Here is a 17,705-nt window from a genome sequence, read left to right on the forward strand (position 1 = left end):
ATAGGTGATGTCAATGCGATTCAGGCTAAAAATTCACGCACAGCAACGCCTATCACAAATTGTTCACATTTTTTCCATTCATCCCATATTGACTTAAAACCTTACTTCCAATTCGACCTCCATAACGTTTTCCTGTTTTCCTTTTTTGGCAAATATTAGCGCTTTATATGACCCTTCTTGAATTTGAAGTTCCTTTTTATGAATCACTTTTTTAAATATCCCCCTTTGAAGATGCTTTGCCCAGTCAAGATAGCCTTTAAAGGTATAGGTGACAGGATCATATAAAGCAATTCCAGCTTCATCTGCTCCGCCCGGAAGGTACATTTCATATTGCAGTGAATTTCTCTCTGGTCCACGCTTAAAGTCGAATCCCATTACACGCGGGTAATCCGGTTCATTTATGACAAATAAGTAAGGTATTTTTCTTTCTTTTCCCTCTATATAAATACTGACCCAGCCCTGATGAATGCCTTCCTTCATCTTATATGGATAAAGTTCAAGCGAGACAGATGCTTCCCTTGCCTGATGAGGAGCAATTTTTAATTTATGAGGAAACTGCCATGTCACTCCTTTTTGTTTTTTCGGATATGAAAAGGTAACAGACTTCGTTTTCTTCGATAGGTTTTCGATCGTTAAAAGTGTCTTTTTCACTGTTCTCGGAGCTTTCGAAGAATAGCTAGAGAAGGTCATGGAACCAGGAATAATGAGTTCTTCAGCATTTATTGCTGCTGGTATGTCGATTCGCCCAGCTCCCTGCTCAATCGGTTCATAAAGACTGTTTCTTTCCTTATATAATGGCTTCGCTGTTGTCATTAACGATGCTTTCACCTGCATTGGACTCCATTCCGGATGTGCCTGTTTGATTAATGCTGCCGCTCCAGCGACATGCGGTGCAGCCATGCTCGTGCCCTGAAGAGAAAGATAGCCATCTGGGACTGTACTGTTAATGGCCATACCTGGTGCCACAAGATCGGGCTTAATCTGCCAGTTTACGGTCACAGGTCCCCTTGAACTGAAATCAGCCATTTTGTCCCTGCCTTCCTGAGAGATTATCTTAATTGGAAGAAGCTTTTTGATCTGTTTTTTCAGCCATTTACCTTCATCCCTTGAAATTGCTGCGACAGGGATTCCAATCTCTTTTTCCAGACTTCCTGAGAATTGCCCTTTTTCATTGTTATAAATAATAAGACCAGAGGCACCTGCTTTTTTAGCATTGGCAGCTTTTTTTGAAAAAGGAATTCCTCCTCTCTCGACTAAAGCGATCCTCCCCTTGGCTTGTGGCGAAAACTCTGATGGCTTTCCTTTTCCGGCTAAAACGAGATCCTGATTCTGCAGAGCCTTCCACCCAGCTGAGCATTCCATTGAATCGAGCTGAACTTTTCTTTCTAATCCTTTTACATGTAAAAAATAGATTTTCATCGGCGGCGAAGAAGCGCCAACAGCAATCGATTTACCGGAGGTTCCAGGAGATCCCACCGTCCATGGTTCAGGACCGGAGTTCCCGCTTGCCGTAACAGTTACAATTCCTTTTTCTGCTGCCTTATCAAGTGCCAGACTTGTCGGCCAATCCGGTCCGTTGATACTATTTCCAAGTGATAAATTTAAAATATCCACTTTATCTTCGATGGCTTTGTCAATCGCAGCAATGACCTGCTCAGAAGTTCCGCTTCCGCCTGGACCTAGTGCGCGATAGGCAATTATGTCCGCTTCAGGTGCGACTCCTTTCAGTTTCCCATTTGCTGCAATAATTCCTGCCACATGGGTTCCATGAAGGGTAGCGGTGCTATCCTCACCCTTTGTTTCCATCGGATCCTCGTCACCATCAACCAAATCGTAGCCACCCTTAAAATTCCCTTTTAAATCAGGATGACCGTAATCGATTCCTGTATCAATGATCCCAACCTTCACTCCTTTTCCCGTCAGGCGATTATGGTTTTTATCGTAAAAGCGCCTCGCTTCATCTCCTCCTATAAATGGAACACTTTTGTCTATTTCTGTTTGGTAAATTGTAACGGGTCCTGACTGGATAACTGCAGGATCGTTCAGCAGCTTTTCTGCACTTCGTCTTTTTCCTTCTATAGAAATACCTTTGAATACATTCGTGTACGTATGTTTGATTTTAATGTCAGGGTTCTTCCCAGCCTTTTTTAGAAAGCTCCCCCATTCCTGATCTCTTACTACAATCACCATTTTCATGATGTCTGAAAGTTTTTCTTTAGGAAGGGGCGGATGCTCCGGAAATTTTACAGCAGCTGCAGACGGCTGAAAGAGAAAAAAACAACTCAGTAGGATAAAAAACGTTCGTCGCATGTGATCACCTCAGAACGTATTATTCTCTAAACTAGATGGAATTATTTAGGGGGGATTCAGGAGTCTTGTTTGATTTTTAGGGTTTTGGACATTGCGTTACTTGGATAACGCTTGTAAAAACCTGTATTCGCTTATATGGAGAGGTCATATCGCCCCTCGATACGTGCTCAATGGATGAATTCCAAAAAACAAGGCTGACCTGAATTAGCAAGTCAGCCTTGTCCATTTTATTATTTGCTGTTTAAGCAATGATTGCTGATAAGTCGTATGGGTTTAGAACACTTATATAGACAAGCTTAGTGAAAAAAAACAAAGTTTAAGAAAAGAGCCTTATTATTTCGTACCGAACATTCTGTCGCCTGCATCTCCTAGACCAGGGACGATGTATCCTTTTTCATTCAGCTTTTCATCCATGGCTGCAATATATATATCAACGTCAGGATGAGCATTTTTCACTTCTTCAACGCCTTCTGGAGCTGCGATCAGGCACATGAACTTGATGTTTTTCGCGCCGCGGTTTTTCAGGCTGTTAATCGCCTCGACAGCGGAACCCCCTGTTGCAAGCATTGGGTCAACAACGATTAGTTCACGTTCTTCTACATCAGTTGGAAGCTTCACATAATACTCGACAGGCTTTAGCGTTTTAGGATCGCGGTAAAGACCGACATGTCCGACTTTAGCAGCTGGAATCAGCTTCAAAATTCCATCTACCATACCAAGTCCTGCACGAAGGATTGGAACGATTCCCAGTTTTTTGCCTGCTAGAATTTTTGATTTTGCTGTTGTTACAGGAGTTTCGACATCTACTTCCTCTAAAGGAAGCTCTCTTGTAATTTCAAAGGCCATTAATGAAGCCACTTCATCGACAAGCTCGCGGAATTCCTTTGTACCTGTGTTCTTATCACGAATGTATGTAAGTTTGTGCTGAATCAACGGGTGATCAAAAACATAGACTTTCCCCACTCGGCTCATCTCCTTTTTGTTTACACTTCCATAGATTTTACATAAAAAGCGCTGTCGTTTCAAGGCACAATCTATGGGAAATGCCGACAAATGATCAAATTAAAGAATGTTATCGGCATTTTTCACCTTTTCCCGGGGAATAACTCGAAAAAACGAAATTTGTTTCTCTTTGGCTCAATCACAAACAAAAGGATTGGCAAATGCCAACCCCTCCTGTCTTATTGATATAAAGGAAAACGCTCTGTTAAAGCTTCCACACGATTTTTCGCTTCCTCCAGCTTTTCAGCTGATTCGTGGTTTTTCAATGCTTCTGCAATGATAGAAGCAATATTGTCCATATCTTCCAAACCGAAGCCGCGTGTCGTAACAGCTGCTGTACCGATACGGATGCCGCTTGTAACAAATGGGCTTTCAGGGTCAAATGGAATGGTGTTTTTATTAACAGTAATGCCGATATCATCCAGCACTTTTTCAGCTATTTTGCCTGTCAGGTTTAGAGAACGAACATCAAGAAGGACAAGATGATTGTCTGTTCCGCCTGATACAAGCTTCAGTCCTTCTTTTTTCAATGATTCTGCAAGACGCTGGGCATTTTCGATGATGCGCTTAGAATAATCTTTGAAGTCTTCCTGAAGGGCTTCTCCAAAAGCGACTGCTTTTGCTGCAATCACATGCATAAGCGGTCCGCCTTGAATTCCAGGGAAAATTGATTTGTCGATTTTCTTCGCAAATTCTTCTTTGCACAAAATCATGCCGCCGCGAGGGCCCCGAAGCGTTTTGTGTGTTGTTGTTGTAACAAAATCAGCATAAGGGACTGGGTTAGGATGATGTCCTGTAGCGACAAGACCTGCGATATGAGCCATATCCACCATGAAGTAAGCTCCTACCTCATCAGCAATCTCGCGGAATTTTTTGAAGTCAATTGTCCGGGAATAAGCACTTGCTCCGGCTACAATCAGCTTCGGTTTATGTAAACGAGCTTTTTCTGCTACATCTTCGTAATTGATTAAGTTTGTATCCTTGTCCACTCCGTATTCAACGAACTGGTACTGAACACCTGAGAAATTAACAGGACTGCCGTGGGTTAAGTGGCCCCCATGAGAAAGATTCATACCAAGTACTGTGTCACCATGTTCAAGGATCGTGAAATAAACCGCCATGTTAGCTTGGGCACCGGAATGCGGCTGAACGTTTACGTGCTCAGCACCGAACAATTCCTTCGCTCTGTCACGGGCAATGTCTTCTACTATATCAACATATTCGCATCCGCCGTAGTAACGCTTGCCTGGATAGCCTTCTGCATATTTGTTTGTCAGAACAGACCCTTGTGCTTCCATTACAGCCTGGCTTACAAAGTTTTCAGAGGCAATCAATTCAATCTTTGTCCGCTGGCGTTTCAATTCCTTCTGAATGGCTTCAAATACAGCTTCATCTTGCTTTGGCAAAAATTCCATTCCATCTTCCCCCTTTAATCATGTATGGTTTAAACAACTCTTTTTACATTGTACACGAATCCTGCTAGGATTGGAAAAGAAATTCGGAAGAATCCTTTTGTGAAAACGCTTTTCTGCGAATGATAGGTAGATTATCACCGATGAATGTTCGGCAAACAAAAAAGCGCGGCTCCAAAGAGCTGTGCTTCATGTGCAGGATAAATTCTCATCGCTCTGTTTATACACTGCCCGTTCGCCGCCAATGAGTTTCGGTCTTGTTTTCGCCATTGTGACATGGGCATGTCCAACTTCCAGAACAGCACTTCGAATCGGTACGGCTACATGTTTTAAATGCATGCCGATGAAGGTATCTCCAATATCAATGCCGGCATCTGCTTTGACAAATTCCACAACTACCGGATCCTCCATGTGTCCATATGCAAAAGTCGCCATAGCCCCGCCGGCTCTTCGGACAGGAATTACGGCAACCTGTTCCAGCCCTCTTGCTTGAGCTGATTTGCTTTCCATCACAATGGCACGGTTAAGATGCTCGCAGCATTGAAAGGCAAGTTCAATCTGGTTTCTTTCCCTAAAATCGTTTAAGGCGCTAAAAATCATTTCTGCAATTTCTTTTGTTCCTGCTGTTCCTATTTTTTTACCGATGACTTCACTTGTGCTGCATCCAACAATAACGAGTTCGGAAGGCTTTAAAGAAGCTTGGCTTTCCAAATCAGTCAAAACGATCTGAAGATCTTTTTTCCATGCTTGTATTTCAGACATTTCCCATCATCCTTATTGGCTTGATTTTTCAAAACCCTCAATCTTTTCAATTCGCCGTGCATGTCTTCCGCCTTGGAATTCCGTTTCCAGCCACGTTTTAGCAATTTCTCTCGCTAAGCCCGGGCCGATGACTCTTTCACCCATGGCGAGAACGTTGCTGTCGTTATGCTCGCGGGTTAGACGGGCGCTGTATACATCATGAACAAGCGCACAGCGAATGCCGGTAACCTTATTTGCTGCAATGCTCATTCCGATTCCTGTTCCGCAGATCAGAATTCCTCTGTCCGCTTCCCCGTTCACTACTTTCTCAGCAACAGGAACAGCATAATCCGGATAATCGACCGAATCAGCTGTCTCACAGCCAAGATCTGTATACTCTATTCCAAGCTCATCCATGAGCTGTTTGATTTCACTTCGTATATTCATTCCGCCATGGTCACTTGCAATGGCAACCTTCATTTTCCGCACCCTTCCTTTATCTTTCTTTTGTTTCCAGTTTTTTTAACACCCGTTCAATTAACTGTTCCAGCTCATCCCTTGTTTTCCGGTACGTTTCAATCGTACTGCCGTAAGGGTCGATCACATCGGCTTGGGCTCCGCCGTTTTCAGACGCAAATTCGGCGAGCGACCAGGTTTTTCTTCCTGCTTCCGGAAAACGGTCTACAATCAGCTGCTTATGGGAAGAAGTCATGCTCAGAATGTGAGTTGCCCACTCGATATGTTCTTTTGTTAAAAGGGCTGCAGAGTGATTCGGTTCAATCCCTTTTTCTTGAAGGACTTCAATAGCCAGGCGGGATGCTTCACTGCCGTCCATGGCATACACGCCTGCCGATTTTACATTGATGTCCCCAGTGGCTTTCAAATGTCTTAATAAGGCTGCAGCCATTGGACTGCGGCACGTATTCCCTGTGCACACAAAAAGGATATTCGTCATGTTCTTCCCTCCCAGTATCTCCACTTCTATTATAATGCAATTTGAGCACAAACGACAGGCTGGCACTTTTCCGGTTCAATTAAAGGCTCTATTCTTAAACTTTGTTGTTTCTCACCTATATAAATGAATTTCAAGCAATTATACAACTGATCATTTTAAGAAAAGATGCCACGAAGCTTATCTTAAATGCGTTTTCTAAACATATACGAGCAGCAACAACAATCTTTGCGAAAACAGCTTTTTAAAAACAACACTCTTTAGCAAGTCAAAATGCGTAATAAAAGTTTTTTCGACCAGCAGCAATCTCTGCAAAAACTGCCAAATAAAAAAAGAAGATCGCTCTTCTTTAATGGTACTGCATGATGATCAAAACGGTAAAAACAATTTGATTCCAAGCGCAAACAAAATGGTTCCGCCTATCGCTTCTCCGTAGCTCCCAATCCATCCTTTTACTCTTTTTCCGATCAGCAGCCCGAGCCAGGTCAGAAGCATACTGACGACGCCAAAAATCAGAAGGGCAAGATAGGTTTTGCCGCCGTATATACCAAGACTTAAGCCAACAGAAAAACTGTCGAGGCTGACGCTTGTCGCAAAAATAAAAAGACCAAATCCAACTGGGGTTATTAAAGGAGAGTCCTCCTTTTTAAATGAAGACAAGATCATCTGCAGACCAAGGAGCATTAACAGTACAGCTCCTCCATAGGTTGCAATGACTCCAAGCTTGTCGGACAAAAGCTTTCCGATAATCATACCGGCGAGAGGCATCCATATATGAAAAAAGCCGATGGTAAGGCCTATGTAAAAGATCTGTCTGAGCCTAAGCTGAATCATTCCCATTCCAAGCCCGACAGAGAAAGCATCCATTCCTAAAGCAAAAGCCATCAAAAACAATGTCAGAAGTTCACCAATATATGCTTCTAAGCTCATTCTTTACCCTCCCGGACATGCCTGCTTTTAGCCTATGCATGTCCACGAGGGAATAGAACAAATCCGTATTTGCTATTCAGTTATTACACGCTGGCCGGCAGCCTTTAAAAGACGGTTCATAATGGCTAGGCCCACTCCTTCTTCAGAAAAATGTTCACTGTAAATAATCTGAAGGTTTTCCACTTCGTCAAATTGGCGAAGCACATCGTAAAGCTTCGCCGCAATAGTTTCAGGATGCTTTCTGCTCCCGCATGCTAAAACAGCATCTGCTCTATATGTATTTTGATTTTCTATTGTGGTTAAAACACCTGCTTTTTTGCCATCGTTTTTCGCTTTATCCACAAGCTCCTGGATAAAACCGCTGCTGCCTTTCACAACGATCAGTTCAGCTTTCGGTGCATAGTGGGTATATTTCATCCCCGGAGATTTTGGTGTTTCTCCTTCTTTTAAAAGAGCACGATCCACTTGTACTGCTCCGGCAGCTTCTTCAATTTGTTCTTTTGTGATGCCTCCCGGGCGTAAAATAACCGGCACCTCACCTGTGCAATCAAGAACTGTTGACTCTACCCCTACTCCAGTAGGACCTCCATCCACAATACCGGCAATTCTGCCATCTAAGTCATGCGCCACATGCCGGGCAAGGGTCGGACTGGGTTTACCCGAAAGGTTTGCACTTGGTGCTGCAATCGGCAGTCCCGCCTCTTTTATTAATGCCAGGGCCAGCGGATGATCAGGCATCCGTACACCAACCGTTTCAAGTCCAGCTGTTACAAGGGAGGAAAGCCCTTCTTTTTTCGGGAGCACGAGTGTCAGCGGTCCCGGCCAAAATGTGTCGATCAATTTTTCCGCAAGAGGCGGAATTGAGCTTGCAACATCCATTACCTGTTCCTTTGAAGCGACATGCACAATTAATGGATTGTCGCTTGGTCTTCCTTTTGCTTTATAGATCTTTTCCACAGCTTCATCCGATGCAGCATTCGCTCCAAGCCCATAAACCGTCTCGGTTGGAAAAGCCACCAGTTCGTTTTTCTTTAATAACAGTGCTGCCTGTGAGATTTGTGGATAACTTTTGGATAAATCATCTTTACTATCCACAGTCCAGCTAAAAGTTTTCATATTTCTCAATCTCCTTGTTTCCTTCATTTTCTCCTATTTACCACGCTAATCCTCATGAAAGTATAAAAGAGAACCTTAAAGAAAACAAGCTTTATCCACATTTTGTGGATAAAGCTGTGTGATTCGTGGATAACTTTGTTGATAATTGAATTTTTAGAATGATTTTTCAAGTGACCGATCAGTGTTATTCACATTTTTCATAAAAAGCTGTTAAGAATTTTTCGCCATTAAGGTTGCGCCCTTTTTGCTCATCGAAAGCCGGACATGCTCAGATTTCATTAAATGCTCAGGGACGCTTCCGTCAAATGCTTCAAATCCGGCAAATCTCAAAAAATCCATTGAAGACTGCTTATTCGTAATCAGGAATAGCTTAGTGACAGCAAGCTTTTTCCCAAGAGCCCCTGCACTTTTAAACAGAGAGAGAATATGAGCCTGATCAAGCTTTTCCGAAACAACGAGAGCACGCAGCAAACCGTCCTCCTGAAATCTCTCCAATCCTAGGGAAGCAACAATATCTTCTTTATCATCTTCCATAATCATAAAACAATCCACAGTTTCATCCACACCCGCAGTTATGACGCCCGCTTTCTCCATAAATGCCTTCAGCTTGTTCAAATCTTTCATTTCCGCCATTCTTAATTGATAAAACATTCTTCCACCCCGTTTTATTCTTGATACTCCCAATCTATGAGGCGAATCTTTTTTTATTCCTTTATTAATAGAAATCGAATTTTGCTGTGAACAGAAAACAGCCTAAAGGAAAGGCTGTTTAGGAAAGGATGTTTTCGCAAAGATTGTTGCTATTCGCAAGAGATTTTATCACGCACCTGAGACTCTCTTCGGGACATCTTTTCTTAAAGTTCCTGCCAAATTTAAGGCCGTGTAAAAGAAATTTAGAGCGAGAAGCAACAAAGTTTAAGAAAAAGAACCTTAAGAAAACAGATTTTGAAACCACTCTACTAAAAAGAATTTCACTTCTACTTTTTCTCCTTTTTCGCTGCTGTCTGTATGAACAGACCCTTTGCCGTCTTGCTTCACCTCCGCTGCCTGAGCCACAGGTGCACCTGTTTCCTTACTCGGATCCTTTACGGCTTCACCGTTTGAAAAATCCAGAAAACATAATGGAGGAAACAGAACACACCACCAATTTGCACCTTCGCCCTGTCCAAGAGTAATAAGAATCGCTTCATACTTCCCAGCAGGATAAATATAATTTCCGTAAAGCTTTGTCGGGAAATCTACCTTCTTACTGAACTCTACCTTAATGGACTGATTAGAATGCTCTTTTTTCAGCACTCCTTCAGCAATGGCTTTAATATGCGGCAGGCGGCTTCTGATCAGCTTGCGGGCTTCATCAATGCTTGTCAGGTCTTTGACCCATTTTGTAATTTCCTTGTTCACTTCATCTCTGATTTCACGCTTTAATACCTGGTCCGCATCAGCATTGCTATTGGCCAAAATCCGAAGTCTGATCGCTTCATCAGGTATAACAACTGGAGCCTGTTCAGCATGCGCCTTCAATGGTTCCCTATACGTACTAAGCAAAGCACCCGCTATTAATAGAAAGATATATATAATGGCAATCACTTGTTTTTTCATTTTCTCCACCATCCCCTCGTTAAAAATAGTATGGGCAGGATGAGAATCTTTTAAACATGGGGGTAATGGAAAAACTTTCAATCTAGTAAACTAAAGCGAAAAAAAGACCAATTATGTTTGGTCTTTTTCCTTTTATTCCATAGCTGCAACATTTCTGAATTGTATTTAAGCCAAGCGTTCAAATCTGTTTTGTTAAAGTATTGTCAGTGATTTTCTGAAAAATTGGTATTCCTGTAAGTGCCGCTGATGGTCTTCCTCTGTCCAGCCTCGTGCTGCAAGCTTTTTCAGTGCCTCTTTTGAGTAAGATTGTTTCGCCAAATCCCTCATCGTTATGCGGGCTGCCTTTGTGAGATAGTTATCGACCACTCCGGTTGGAGGTTCAATTGGAAACTCTATATCCAGCTGCCAATATCATAGAAGCAGATTATTATCCAAATGAAAAAGAGCCCTTCATCAGAGGGCTTCAATTTCTGCATAGACCATACGATCTTTTCCGTTAATATCAAGGACAACTTCTGTATTAGCATTTGGAAAGGCTGCTTTTAAAAGGGCTGCTACATCTTCTCCTTGTCCTGCACCAATTTCGAAAGCTATTAGAGCTTTCTCACCGATAATAAGCGGAATTTCATCACAAAGACGTCTGTAAAAATCAAGGCCGTCCTCGCCTCCTGCAAGTGCACGAATCGGCTCGTGGTCTTTCACTACTGAAGAGAGACCGATAATATCTGCATCCGGTATATAAGGAGGATTCGAAACAATAATGTCTGCCTGTTTTCTGCATGTTATAAAAGGATTGAGCAGATCTCCTTCATAAAAAGCGACGTCCGCATTCAGCTGCTTTGCATTTTTTCTCGCAACCTCGAGCGACTCAGGGGCAATATCGATAGCAGACACATGGAATTGCTTGTTTTCCAATGCAAGACTGATTGCGATGGCACCGCTCCCTGTTCCTACATCAACTAATTCAAGCCGGGCTTCTTTTCCGTATAGTTTTTCCGCTCTTTTTAACACGCCTTCCACCAATTCTTCTGTTTCAGGCCTCGGAATCAGAACCTCTTCATTAACATGAAACGTTCTTCCGTAAAATTCTTCATAGCCAGTCAAATGCTGAACAGGAATGCCTGCTGCATGCTTCTCTACATCTTTTTTAAAAGAATCCAGTTTCTCTTTATTTACATCCATTCGCAGGTTCGCCAAAAGCGTGGAACGGTTCATGTCCAGATGGTGTCTCAGCAAGAGTTCACCGGCATTTTCATCTCTTCCCGCAGAGACTAAAAAAGAAGAAGCCCATTTGAGGGCTTCAAATACCGTTTTCATCTTTATTCTGTCGCCTGCTCAAGCTTGTTGGCCTGATCTTCCATGATAAGAGCATCGATCACGTCGTCAAGCTTCCCTTCAAGGATCTGATCAAGTTTTTGAATGGTTAAGCCGATCCTGTGGTCTGTCACACGGTTTTGCGGGAAATTGTACGTGCGAATCCGTTCAGAACGGTCACCTGTTCCAACAGCAAGCTTTCGGTTTTGGTCATATTCAGCCTGTGCTTCACGCTGGAATTTATCATAGACGCGGGCACGAAGAACTTTCATCGCTTTTTCTTTGTTTTTGATCTGTGATTTTTCGTCCTGACAGGACACCACAACGCCTGTAGGCAAATGCGTCAAACGAACGGCTGACATTGTCGTATTAACACTTTGTCCTCCGGGACCGCTTGAAGCAAAGGTATCCACACGGATATCTTTTTCATGAATGTCCACTTCAACTTCTTCTGCTTCCGGAAGACAAGCCACTGTAGCAGTAGAAGTATGAATCCGTCCGCCAGATTCTGTTTCTGGCACACGCTGAACCCTGTGGGCTCCATTTTCAAACTTCATTTTAGAATAAGCGCCTTTTCCTGAGATCATGAAAATGATCTCTTTGTAGCCGCCGACACCTGTTGAGTTTGCTTCCATTACTTCCGTTTTCCAGCCCTGCATCTCTGCATACCGGCTGTACATCCGGTATAAATCACCAGCAAAAAGGGCCGCTTCATCTCCGCCTGCTGCCCCGCGAACCTCCATGATTACGTTCTTGTCATCATTCGGGTCTTTTGGCAGCAATAGCACTTTCAAGCGTTCAGAAAGCTCTGTTTCCCGCTCATTCAGCTCGGAAAGCTCCTCCTTGACCATTTCTTTCATATCCGCGTCAAGCTTGTCATCAAGCATTGCTTTCGCATCTTTAATTTGTTCTGCAACATCTTTATATTCACGATAGGCTTCAACTGTATCCTGTATATCAGATTGTTCTTTAGAATATTCACGAAGTTTCTTCGGATCTCCGATAATATCCGGATCCATTAGGAGCTGATTGAGTTTCTCGTAACGATTCTCAACCGCCTGTAAACGATCTAACACGTTCTTCACCTCTATTTTTGTCCGTAACGTTATAATTATAGTATAGGTTAGTACAACAATCAAAAGCAAATTGAAAAGGAGATTTAACGAGATGCTCAAACGAATCCACCACGTTGCCATCATCAGTTCTGATTACCAGGTATCAAAAGCTTTTTACACTGAGAAATTGGGTCTGGAAATTGCAGAAGAAACCTTTAGAGAAGAAAGAAACTCTTACAAGCTCGATCTTAAGGTTGGAGACTCCTATCAAATTGAACTCTTCTCCTTTCCAAATCCCCCTGAACGGCCAAATAAGCCTGAAGCAAGAGGCTTAAGGCACCTTGCCTTTGAAGTGGACAATATCGGGGAAGCTGTTGAAATGCTGAACTCTAAAGGCATTGAAACTGAACCTGTCCGGGTTGATGAGCTCACAGGAAAAGCATTCACCTTTTTTAAGGATCCAGACGGTCTTCCACTTGAGTTATACGAGCGCTAATTTCGACAGCAAAAGCTGAAATAGCACTTCCTTTGCCGAAACAATACTTGTTTTGTCACACTGAAAGGAGATTGGCTCCGGATGGCGAACACCCCAAAGTAAAAGGGGGAATGGACGATGAATACAAGTATGGCTGCCAAGCATTTAGGTGTCTCATCGAAAACGATTCAGCGCTGGGTCAAGCAGCTGGATTTGCCCATGGAACGAAACGAACTTGGCCACTACCTGTTTGAGGAAAAGGACATCGAAACACTCAAAAAAGTTCAAGAACAGCTGAACAGCGGAATCCTGCTGCAGGACATTGCGATCGAAAAGAAACAAGCCGTCCGCAAAGGGACCGCCTCCCTTTCCATGCCGCCTGAGGAAATAACAGATATCATGGAGCGGCTAAAACGGCTGGAAAAGAAAATGAATGACAAAGCGGATGCTGTCGTCTCTTATCAGCTGCTGCAGCACCGAAGAGAAATGGAAGAACTGACAAACAGGGTAAAAAAGATAGAGCAAAACCTTGAGCAGCTCAGCTCTGTACTGAGTGGTACAAGCCACGATGAAAACCCATTTAACTTGGACATTATGAAGGACAAAGAGAAATCTGAAAAAAAGGGCATTTGGAAGGCTATTTTCAGTTTTTGATTTAAGGGCTGCACTGCTTACGGGGTGCAGCTTTTTTGTAGATTTTTAGAGAGAAAAGGTTATTTATCGTACTCTTTGCAATGGGTTTAGTGGCTGGCTCTTCCATTCTTCATTTTTGAACCTTGAAAAGGCAATTTTAAAAGAGCCGGTTACGGGTTACTGGACGAATTCACGATCTTACATGCCGATTCACGGATTTTACTGTCCAAAACTGCTTTCTAACGAGCCGAACTCCTCTTCTTACTGTCCGAATATCCCATTTGACCGTCACGCCCATTTCCAAGCTCCCATCTCAAAATCCCAGAACAGCACAAAAAAGCATGATCCCAGTGACCATGCCCTCATTTATTAGAATTTTTGCTCGTCTTTTATGCTGTTTTCGGCTCTTGCAATGCGGCTCAGCTGTTTTCCGGGCACCTCGTGATGGTGGCGGCAGCGCGGCTCATATGATTCTGAGGCTCCCACTAGGATGATCGGATCATCATAGGTTGCGGGTTTTCCATTAATCAATCGCTGTGTTCTGCTTGCTGGCGATCCGCAAACGGAGCATACAGCCTGGAGCTTTGTGACCGTTTCAGCTATTGCCATAAGGCTTGGAACGATTCCGAATGGTTCCCCGCGAAAATCCTGATCAAGGCCTGCAACGATGACACGGTGTCCGCGATCGGCAAGCATGGAGGCAACCTCGACGATATCTTCATCAAAAAATTGCACTTCATCAATGGCAACGAGATCGGTTTCGTCCGTCACATTAGCCAGTATATCGCTGGAATGAGAAAGCGGCAGACAGACAATGGTTGTCCCATTGTGCGACACAACTTCTTCCTCGCTGTAGCGATTATCAATCATGGGTTTAAATACTTTCACGTTTTGCTTCGCATATTGTGCTCTGCGCACCCTTCTGATCAGCTCTTCTGATTTTCCGGAAAACATGCTTCCGCAAATGACTTCGAGCCATCCGCTTTGTTTCATTACGTACATATTAAACGGGCTCTCCCTTCGTCGTCATTGCTTTTTGAGTTGATTGACCGCATCAATCATCTGATTTATTTCGATTATTTACAGGCCGAAAGTACTAACTTTTACCTTTTCCCCTGCTTCTGTTCGTAAAAAAAACAGGCAAGAATCGTACTTGCCTGTTTTCTGTACAGCTTCTTATTACTTAATGCCGTATTTTTTATTGAATCGGTCAACACGTCCGCCAGCTTCAGCGAATTTTTGACGTCCAGTATAGAATGGATGGCATTCAGAGCAAGTCTCAACGCGCACCTCGTCTTTAACAGAACCTGTTTCAAATTCGTTTCCACAAGAACATTTCACCATGACTTTTTTGTAGTTTGGATGAATTGCTGCTTTCATTTGTTTCATCTCCTTCCGCCCTGAATCATGTAGAAACAGAGTTGTCTATTCTGGAAAAGCGATGGAATATCACTAACGAATCTCCAGAATGCATATGAAAAAATTATAACAACTGTCACTCCCAATTGCAAGAGGGAGAATTTTGAAAAGGGAAGTTTTAAAAAATTCCTCTTACATTAAAGAGCTTCAAAAATTTATCTCTTCGCTCCAGCTAAACCAGCTGGCTTAGACTCTACTGCAAGCAGATCAAAGAATTCATCATTTGTTTTGGACTGCCTTAATTTTTTCAGGAATTTTTCTGCGAAATCAGGCGTATCGGACATCGCTTTGCGGATGGCCCAAAGCTTTTCGAGATTTTCCTTTGGAATTAGCAATTCTTCTTTACGCGTACCGGAACGGCGAATGTCGATTGCCGGGAAGATCCGTTTTTCAGCAAGAGAACGGTCAAGATGAAGTTCCATGTTTCCAGTTCCCTTGAATTCTTCGTAGATGACATCATCCATGCGGGATCCTGTATCTACAAGAGCGGTAGCAAGGATCGTTAAGCTTCCGCCTTCTTCCAGGTTCCTGGCAGCTCCGAAGAACCGTTTAGGACGATGGAAAGCGGCCGGGTCAATACCGCCGGACAGCGTTCTTCCGCTTGGAGGAATGACAAGGTTATAGGCTCTTGCAAGACGCGTGATGCTGTCCATCAGAATAATAACATCCTTCTTGTGCTCGACAAGGCGCATCGCGCGCTCAAGTACAAGCTCTGCCACTTTAATGTGATTTTCAGGCACTTCATCGAATGTCGAGCTGACTACATCACCTGCTACTGATCTTTCAATGTCTGTAACCTCTTCCGGACGCTCATCAATTAAAAGAACGATTAGTTCTGCTTCAGGATGGTTCGTTGTTACGCTGTTCGCAATCTCTTTTAAAAGCATCGTTTTACCGGCTTTTGGAGGAGCAACGATCAGTCCGCGCTGTCCAAATCCGACTGGCGCAATGACATCCATGATACGGGTGGAAAGGTGCTGCGGCTGAGTTTCAAGCACAATCTGCCTTTCCGGATAAAGCGGTGTCAAAGCAGGAAAGTGAACACGTTCTTTAGCCGTTTCAGGATCATCGCCATTAACTGCTTCGACATGAAGAAGACCGTAGTAGCGTTCGTTTTCCTTAGGAGGGCGAACCTTACCGGAAACTTTATCACCGTTTCTTAAATCGAATCTTCTAATTTGGGAAGCTGAAATATAAATATCTTCAGAGCTTGGAGAATAGTTGATCGGACGAAGAAATCCGAATCCTTCCGATGGAATGATCTCCAAGACGCCTTCCATGAAAAGAAGGTCTTCCTGCTCAGCATTCGCTTTTAAAATGGAAAAAATCAATTCTTTTTTCGTTAACTTGCTGTAATAGGACACTTTATAATGTCTTGCAAGCTCGTACAACTCTTTAAGTTTCATATGTTCAAGACTTGAAATAGAAACTTCACTCATATAAACACCACTCTTTAGTTATAGGAATTCTTTATTAATGTTGTTCTTTCACCCAGTTTAGGGATAGTAGTTAGAGAAGGAAAAGAAGATGAGCTGAAGTAGATAAAAGCAGCATGTTTTTTCTTTTTGCAGCACTCTTTATTTTTACCTTATTTCACTAGATTAATCAATCATTTTCAAGACTCGTAACGGATTTGAAATAAAGCTGGAGGTTCTTTACAATAAGGTTTGCAGGAGGAAGCCAAAACGATATGATTTTTAAAAGAAAGCAGGCATGCTGCCCGCTTTCCAATACTCTTTATTTCATCACAAGATTTGGTTTCATTTTCAGACTGTGCCTGCCGTCAATAAAACGGACAGTACCAGATTTAGCACGCATAACAACGGATTGAGTTGTCCCACTCGCAGCTTTAAACTGGACACCTTTTAACAGTTCGCCGTCTGTAACGCCAGTTGCTGCAAAAATTGCGTCATCGCCTTTCACAAGGTCTTCCATGCGCAAAACTTTTTCAACGTTCAAACCCATTTTGATGCAGCGTTCGAGTTCTTTGTCATGCTGAGGAAGCAGTTTGCCCTGAATTTCGCCGCCTAGACATTTTAACGCTACAGCTGCAAGCACCCCTTCCGGAGCTCCGCCTGAGCCGAATAGTATATCTACACCAGTATGGTCAAAAGCTGTATTAATGGCACCTGCTACATCTCCGTCATTAATGAGCTTAATGCGGGCGCCTGCCTCACGCAATTCATTTATGATATGAGCATGGCGTTCACGGTTGAGAACTGTTGCAACCACGTCTTCAATATCTTTATTTTTTGCCTTTGCGACAGCTTTAAGATTATCAAGAATCGGTGCTTCAATATCGATGCAGCCTACTGCTTCAGGACCGACTGCGATTTTATCCATGTACATATCAGGAGCATGAAGCATGTTTCCATGATCTGCCACCGCGATAACAGCCAGAGCGTTCCAGCCGCCATGTGCCACAATGTTGGTGCCTTCAAGAGGATCAACGGCTACGTCTACCCTTGGACCGTATCCGTTCCCTAGCTTCTCACCGATATAAAGCATCGGTGCTTCGTCCATTTCCCCTTCGCCGATCACAACAGTGCCTTTCATCGGTACGGTATCAAATACATCTCTCATTGCTGATGTTGCTGCGTCATCTGCTTCATCTTTTTTGCCTCTTCCCATCCATCTTGCAGAGGCTAACGCTGCTGCTTCAGTGACGCGTACCAGTTCCATTGACAAGCTTCTTTCCATTGTTTGTACTCCTCCCCTTTGAAAACCTTGCTGTAATTTTTGCAGAA

19 protein-coding genes are annotated in these 17,705 nt (G+C 43.2%); 2 read left to right on the plus strand and 17 right to left on the minus strand.

Features of this window, described 5'->3' with window-relative positions; all coding sequences use genetic code 11:
- Window positions 1-93: 93 nt before the first annotated feature.
- The 13 genes from ACOT8F_RS09080 to prfA form a co-directional block, all read right to left on the minus strand.
- Complete coding sequence (locus tag ACOT8F_RS09080) at window positions 94-2,310, minus strand: S8 family serine peptidase (protein ID WP_421651382.1); 2,217 nt, start codon at window positions 2,308-2,310, stop codon at window positions 94-96.
- Window positions 2,311-2,643: 333 nt separating this feature from the next.
- Window positions 2,644-3,273, minus strand: coding sequence for a uracil phosphoribosyltransferase (upp, locus tag ACOT8F_RS09085; protein WP_421651383.1), 630 nt, complete (start codon window positions 3,271-3,273; stop codon window positions 2,644-2,646).
- Window positions 3,274-3,491: 218 nt separating this feature from the next.
- Window positions 3,492-4,727 (minus strand): serine hydroxymethyltransferase, encoded by a 1,236-nt coding sequence (glyA, locus tag ACOT8F_RS09090; RefSeq protein WP_421651384.1) that lies wholly within the window; start codon window positions 4,725-4,727, stop codon window positions 3,492-3,494.
- Window positions 4,728-4,913: 186 nt separating this feature from the next.
- Window positions 4,914-5,486, minus strand: a complete 573-nt coding sequence (locus tag ACOT8F_RS09095; RefSeq protein WP_421651386.1) for a TIGR01440 family protein — start codon at window positions 5,484-5,486, stop codon at window positions 4,914-4,916.
- A gap of 12 nt (window positions 5,487-5,498) precedes the next feature.
- On the minus strand, window positions 5,499-5,945 hold the full coding sequence (gene rpiB / locus ACOT8F_RS09100) for a ribose 5-phosphate isomerase B (RefSeq protein ID WP_421651387.1): 447 nt from the start codon (window positions 5,943-5,945) through the stop codon (window positions 5,499-5,501).
- Window positions 5,946-5,961: 16 nt separating this feature from the next.
- Window positions 5,962-6,420, minus strand: a complete 459-nt coding sequence (locus ACOT8F_RS09105; RefSeq protein WP_421651388.1) for a low molecular weight protein arginine phosphatase — start codon at window positions 6,418-6,420, stop codon at window positions 5,962-5,964.
- 366 nt (window positions 6,421-6,786) lie between these two features.
- Window positions 6,787-7,347 carry a manganese efflux pump MntP gene (locus ACOT8F_RS09110; RefSeq protein ID WP_421651390.1) on the minus strand — a complete coding sequence of 187 codons (561 nt, stop codon included), beginning with the start codon at window positions 7,345-7,347 and terminating at the stop codon, window positions 6,787-6,789.
- Between the two features lie 72 nt (window positions 7,348-7,419).
- A complete protein-coding gene (locus ACOT8F_RS09115; protein ID WP_421651391.1) occupies window positions 7,420-8,463 on the minus strand; it encodes an L-threonylcarbamoyladenylate synthase in 1,044 nt (347 codons plus the stop codon).
- 210 nt (window positions 8,464-8,673) lie between these two features.
- Window positions 8,674-9,114: a hypothetical protein gene (locus ACOT8F_RS09120; RefSeq protein WP_421651393.1), complete on the minus strand. Its 441-nt coding sequence runs from the start codon at window positions 9,112-9,114 to the stop codon at window positions 8,674-8,676.
- A 279-nt stretch (window positions 9,115-9,393) separates the two neighbouring features.
- A complete protein-coding gene (spoIIR, locus tag ACOT8F_RS09125) occupies window positions 9,394-10,062 on the minus strand; it encodes a stage II sporulation protein R (protein WP_421651394.1) in 669 nt (222 codons plus the stop codon).
- A 192-nt stretch (window positions 10,063-10,254) separates the two neighbouring features.
- A complete protein-coding gene (locus tag ACOT8F_RS09130) occupies window positions 10,255-10,380 on the minus strand; it encodes a hypothetical protein (protein ID WP_421651395.1) in 126 nt (41 codons plus the stop codon).
- A gap of 135 nt (window positions 10,381-10,515) precedes the next feature.
- The gene (prmC, locus tag ACOT8F_RS09135; protein WP_421651396.1) at window positions 10,516-11,379 is read right to left on the minus strand and encodes a peptide chain release factor N(5)-glutamine methyltransferase; all 864 of its coding nucleotides are present in this window, start codon (window positions 11,377-11,379) and stop codon (window positions 10,516-10,518) included.
- 2 nt (window positions 11,380-11,381) lie between these two features.
- A complete protein-coding gene (prfA, locus tag ACOT8F_RS09140) occupies window positions 11,382-12,452 on the minus strand; it encodes a peptide chain release factor 1 (protein ID WP_421651397.1) in 1,071 nt (356 codons plus the stop codon).
- Window positions 12,453-12,543: 91 nt separating this feature from the next.
- Between prfA and gloA2 the strand changes: the two genes are divergently transcribed.
- On the plus strand, window positions 12,544-12,927 hold the full coding sequence (gene gloA2 / locus ACOT8F_RS09145) for an SMU1112c/YaeR family gloxylase I-like metalloprotein (RefSeq protein WP_421651398.1): 384 nt from the start codon (window positions 12,544-12,546) through the stop codon (window positions 12,925-12,927).
- A gap of 117 nt (window positions 12,928-13,044) precedes the next feature.
- Window positions 13,045-13,560, plus strand: a complete 516-nt coding sequence (locus tag ACOT8F_RS09150; protein WP_421651399.1) for a MerR family transcriptional regulator — start codon at window positions 13,045-13,047, stop codon at window positions 13,558-13,560.
- A gap of 348 nt (window positions 13,561-13,908) precedes the next feature.
- On the opposite strand, the gene ACOT8F_RS09155 is transcribed toward ACOT8F_RS09150, so the two are convergent.
- The 4 genes from ACOT8F_RS09155 to glpX all read right to left on the minus strand — a co-directional run bounded on the left by ACOT8F_RS09155 (window position 13,909) and on the right by glpX (window position 17,658).
- Window positions 13,909-14,541 (minus strand): thymidine kinase, encoded by a 633-nt coding sequence (locus ACOT8F_RS09155; RefSeq protein WP_421651400.1) that lies wholly within the window; start codon window positions 14,539-14,541, stop codon window positions 13,909-13,911.
- A 177-nt stretch (window positions 14,542-14,718) separates the two neighbouring features.
- On the minus strand, window positions 14,719-14,919 hold the full coding sequence (gene rpmE, locus ACOT8F_RS09160) for a 50S ribosomal protein L31 (RefSeq protein WP_231789336.1): 201 nt from the start codon (window positions 14,917-14,919) through the stop codon (window positions 14,719-14,721).
- A gap of 194 nt (window positions 14,920-15,113) precedes the next feature.
- Window positions 15,114-16,397 carry a transcription termination factor Rho gene (gene rho / locus ACOT8F_RS09165; protein ID WP_421651402.1) on the minus strand — a complete coding sequence of 428 codons (1,284 nt, stop codon included), beginning with the start codon at window positions 16,395-16,397 and terminating at the stop codon, window positions 15,114-15,116.
- A gap of 298 nt (window positions 16,398-16,695) precedes the next feature.
- On the minus strand, window positions 16,696-17,658 hold the full coding sequence (gene glpX, locus ACOT8F_RS09170) for a class II fructose-bisphosphatase (protein ID WP_421651404.1): 963 nt from the start codon (window positions 17,656-17,658) through the stop codon (window positions 16,696-16,698).
- Window positions 17,659-17,705: the final 47 nt, after the last annotated feature.

Source organism: Chryseobacillus diguaensis (assembly GCF_049220665.1).
GTDB lineage: Bacteria > Bacillota > Bacilli > Bacillales > Bacillaceae > Metabacillus_B.

Bases quoted from the DNA above. Each gene is read 5' to 3' on its own strand.
- ACOT8F_RS09080 (WP_421651382.1), bottom strand. From the start codon at position 2,310: ATGCGACGAACGTTTTTTATCCTACTGAGTTGTTTTTTTCTCTTTCAG.
- glyA (WP_421651384.1), bottom strand. From the start codon at position 4,727: ATGGAATTTTTGCCAAAGCAAGATGAAGCTGTATTTGAAGCCATTCAG.
- ACOT8F_RS09095 (WP_421651386.1), bottom strand. From the start codon at position 5,486: ATGTCTGAAATACAAGCATGGAAAAAAGATCTTCAGATCGTTTTGACT.
- rpiB (WP_421651387.1), bottom strand. From the start codon at position 5,945: ATGAAGGTTGCCATTGCAAGTGACCATGGCGGAATGAATATACGAAGT.
- ACOT8F_RS09105 (WP_421651388.1), bottom strand. From the start codon at position 6,420: ATGACGAATATCCTTTTTGTGTGCACAGGGAATACGTGCCGCAGTCCA.
- ACOT8F_RS09110 (WP_421651390.1), bottom strand. From the start codon at position 7,347: ATGAGCTTAGAAGCATATATTGGTGAACTTCTGACATTGTTTTTGATG.
- ACOT8F_RS09115 (WP_421651391.1), bottom strand. From the start codon at position 8,463: ATGAAAACTTTTAGCTGGACTGTGGATAGTAAAGATGATTTATCCAAA.
- ACOT8F_RS09120 (WP_421651393.1), bottom strand. From the start codon at position 9,114: ATGTTTTATCAATTAAGAATGGCGGAAATGAAAGATTTGAACAAGCTG.
- spoIIR (WP_421651394.1), bottom strand. From the start codon at position 10,062: ATGAAAAAACAAGTGATTGCCATTATATATATCTTTCTATTAATAGCG.
- prmC (WP_421651396.1), bottom strand. From the start codon at position 11,379: ATGAAAACGGTATTTGAAGCCCTCAAATGGGCTTCTTCTTTTTTAGTC.
- gloA2 (WP_421651398.1), top strand. From the start codon at position 12,544: ATGCTCAAACGAATCCACCACGTTGCCATCATCAGTTCTGATTACCAG.
- ACOT8F_RS09150 (WP_421651399.1), top strand. From the start codon at position 13,045: ATGAATACAAGTATGGCTGCCAAGCATTTAGGTGTCTCATCGAAAACG.
- ACOT8F_RS09155 (WP_421651400.1), bottom strand. From the start codon at position 14,541: ATGTACGTAATGAAACAAAGCGGATGGCTCGAAGTCATTTGCGGAAGC.
- rpmE (WP_231789336.1), bottom strand. From the start codon at position 14,919: ATGAAAGCAGCAATTCATCCAAACTACAAAAAAGTCATGGTGAAATGT.
- rho (WP_421651402.1), bottom strand. From the start codon at position 16,397: ATGAGTGAAGTTTCTATTTCAAGTCTTGAACATATGAAACTTAAAGAG.
- glpX (WP_421651404.1), bottom strand. From the start codon at position 17,658: ATGGAAAGAAGCTTGTCAATGGAACTGGTACGCGTCACTGAAGCAGCA.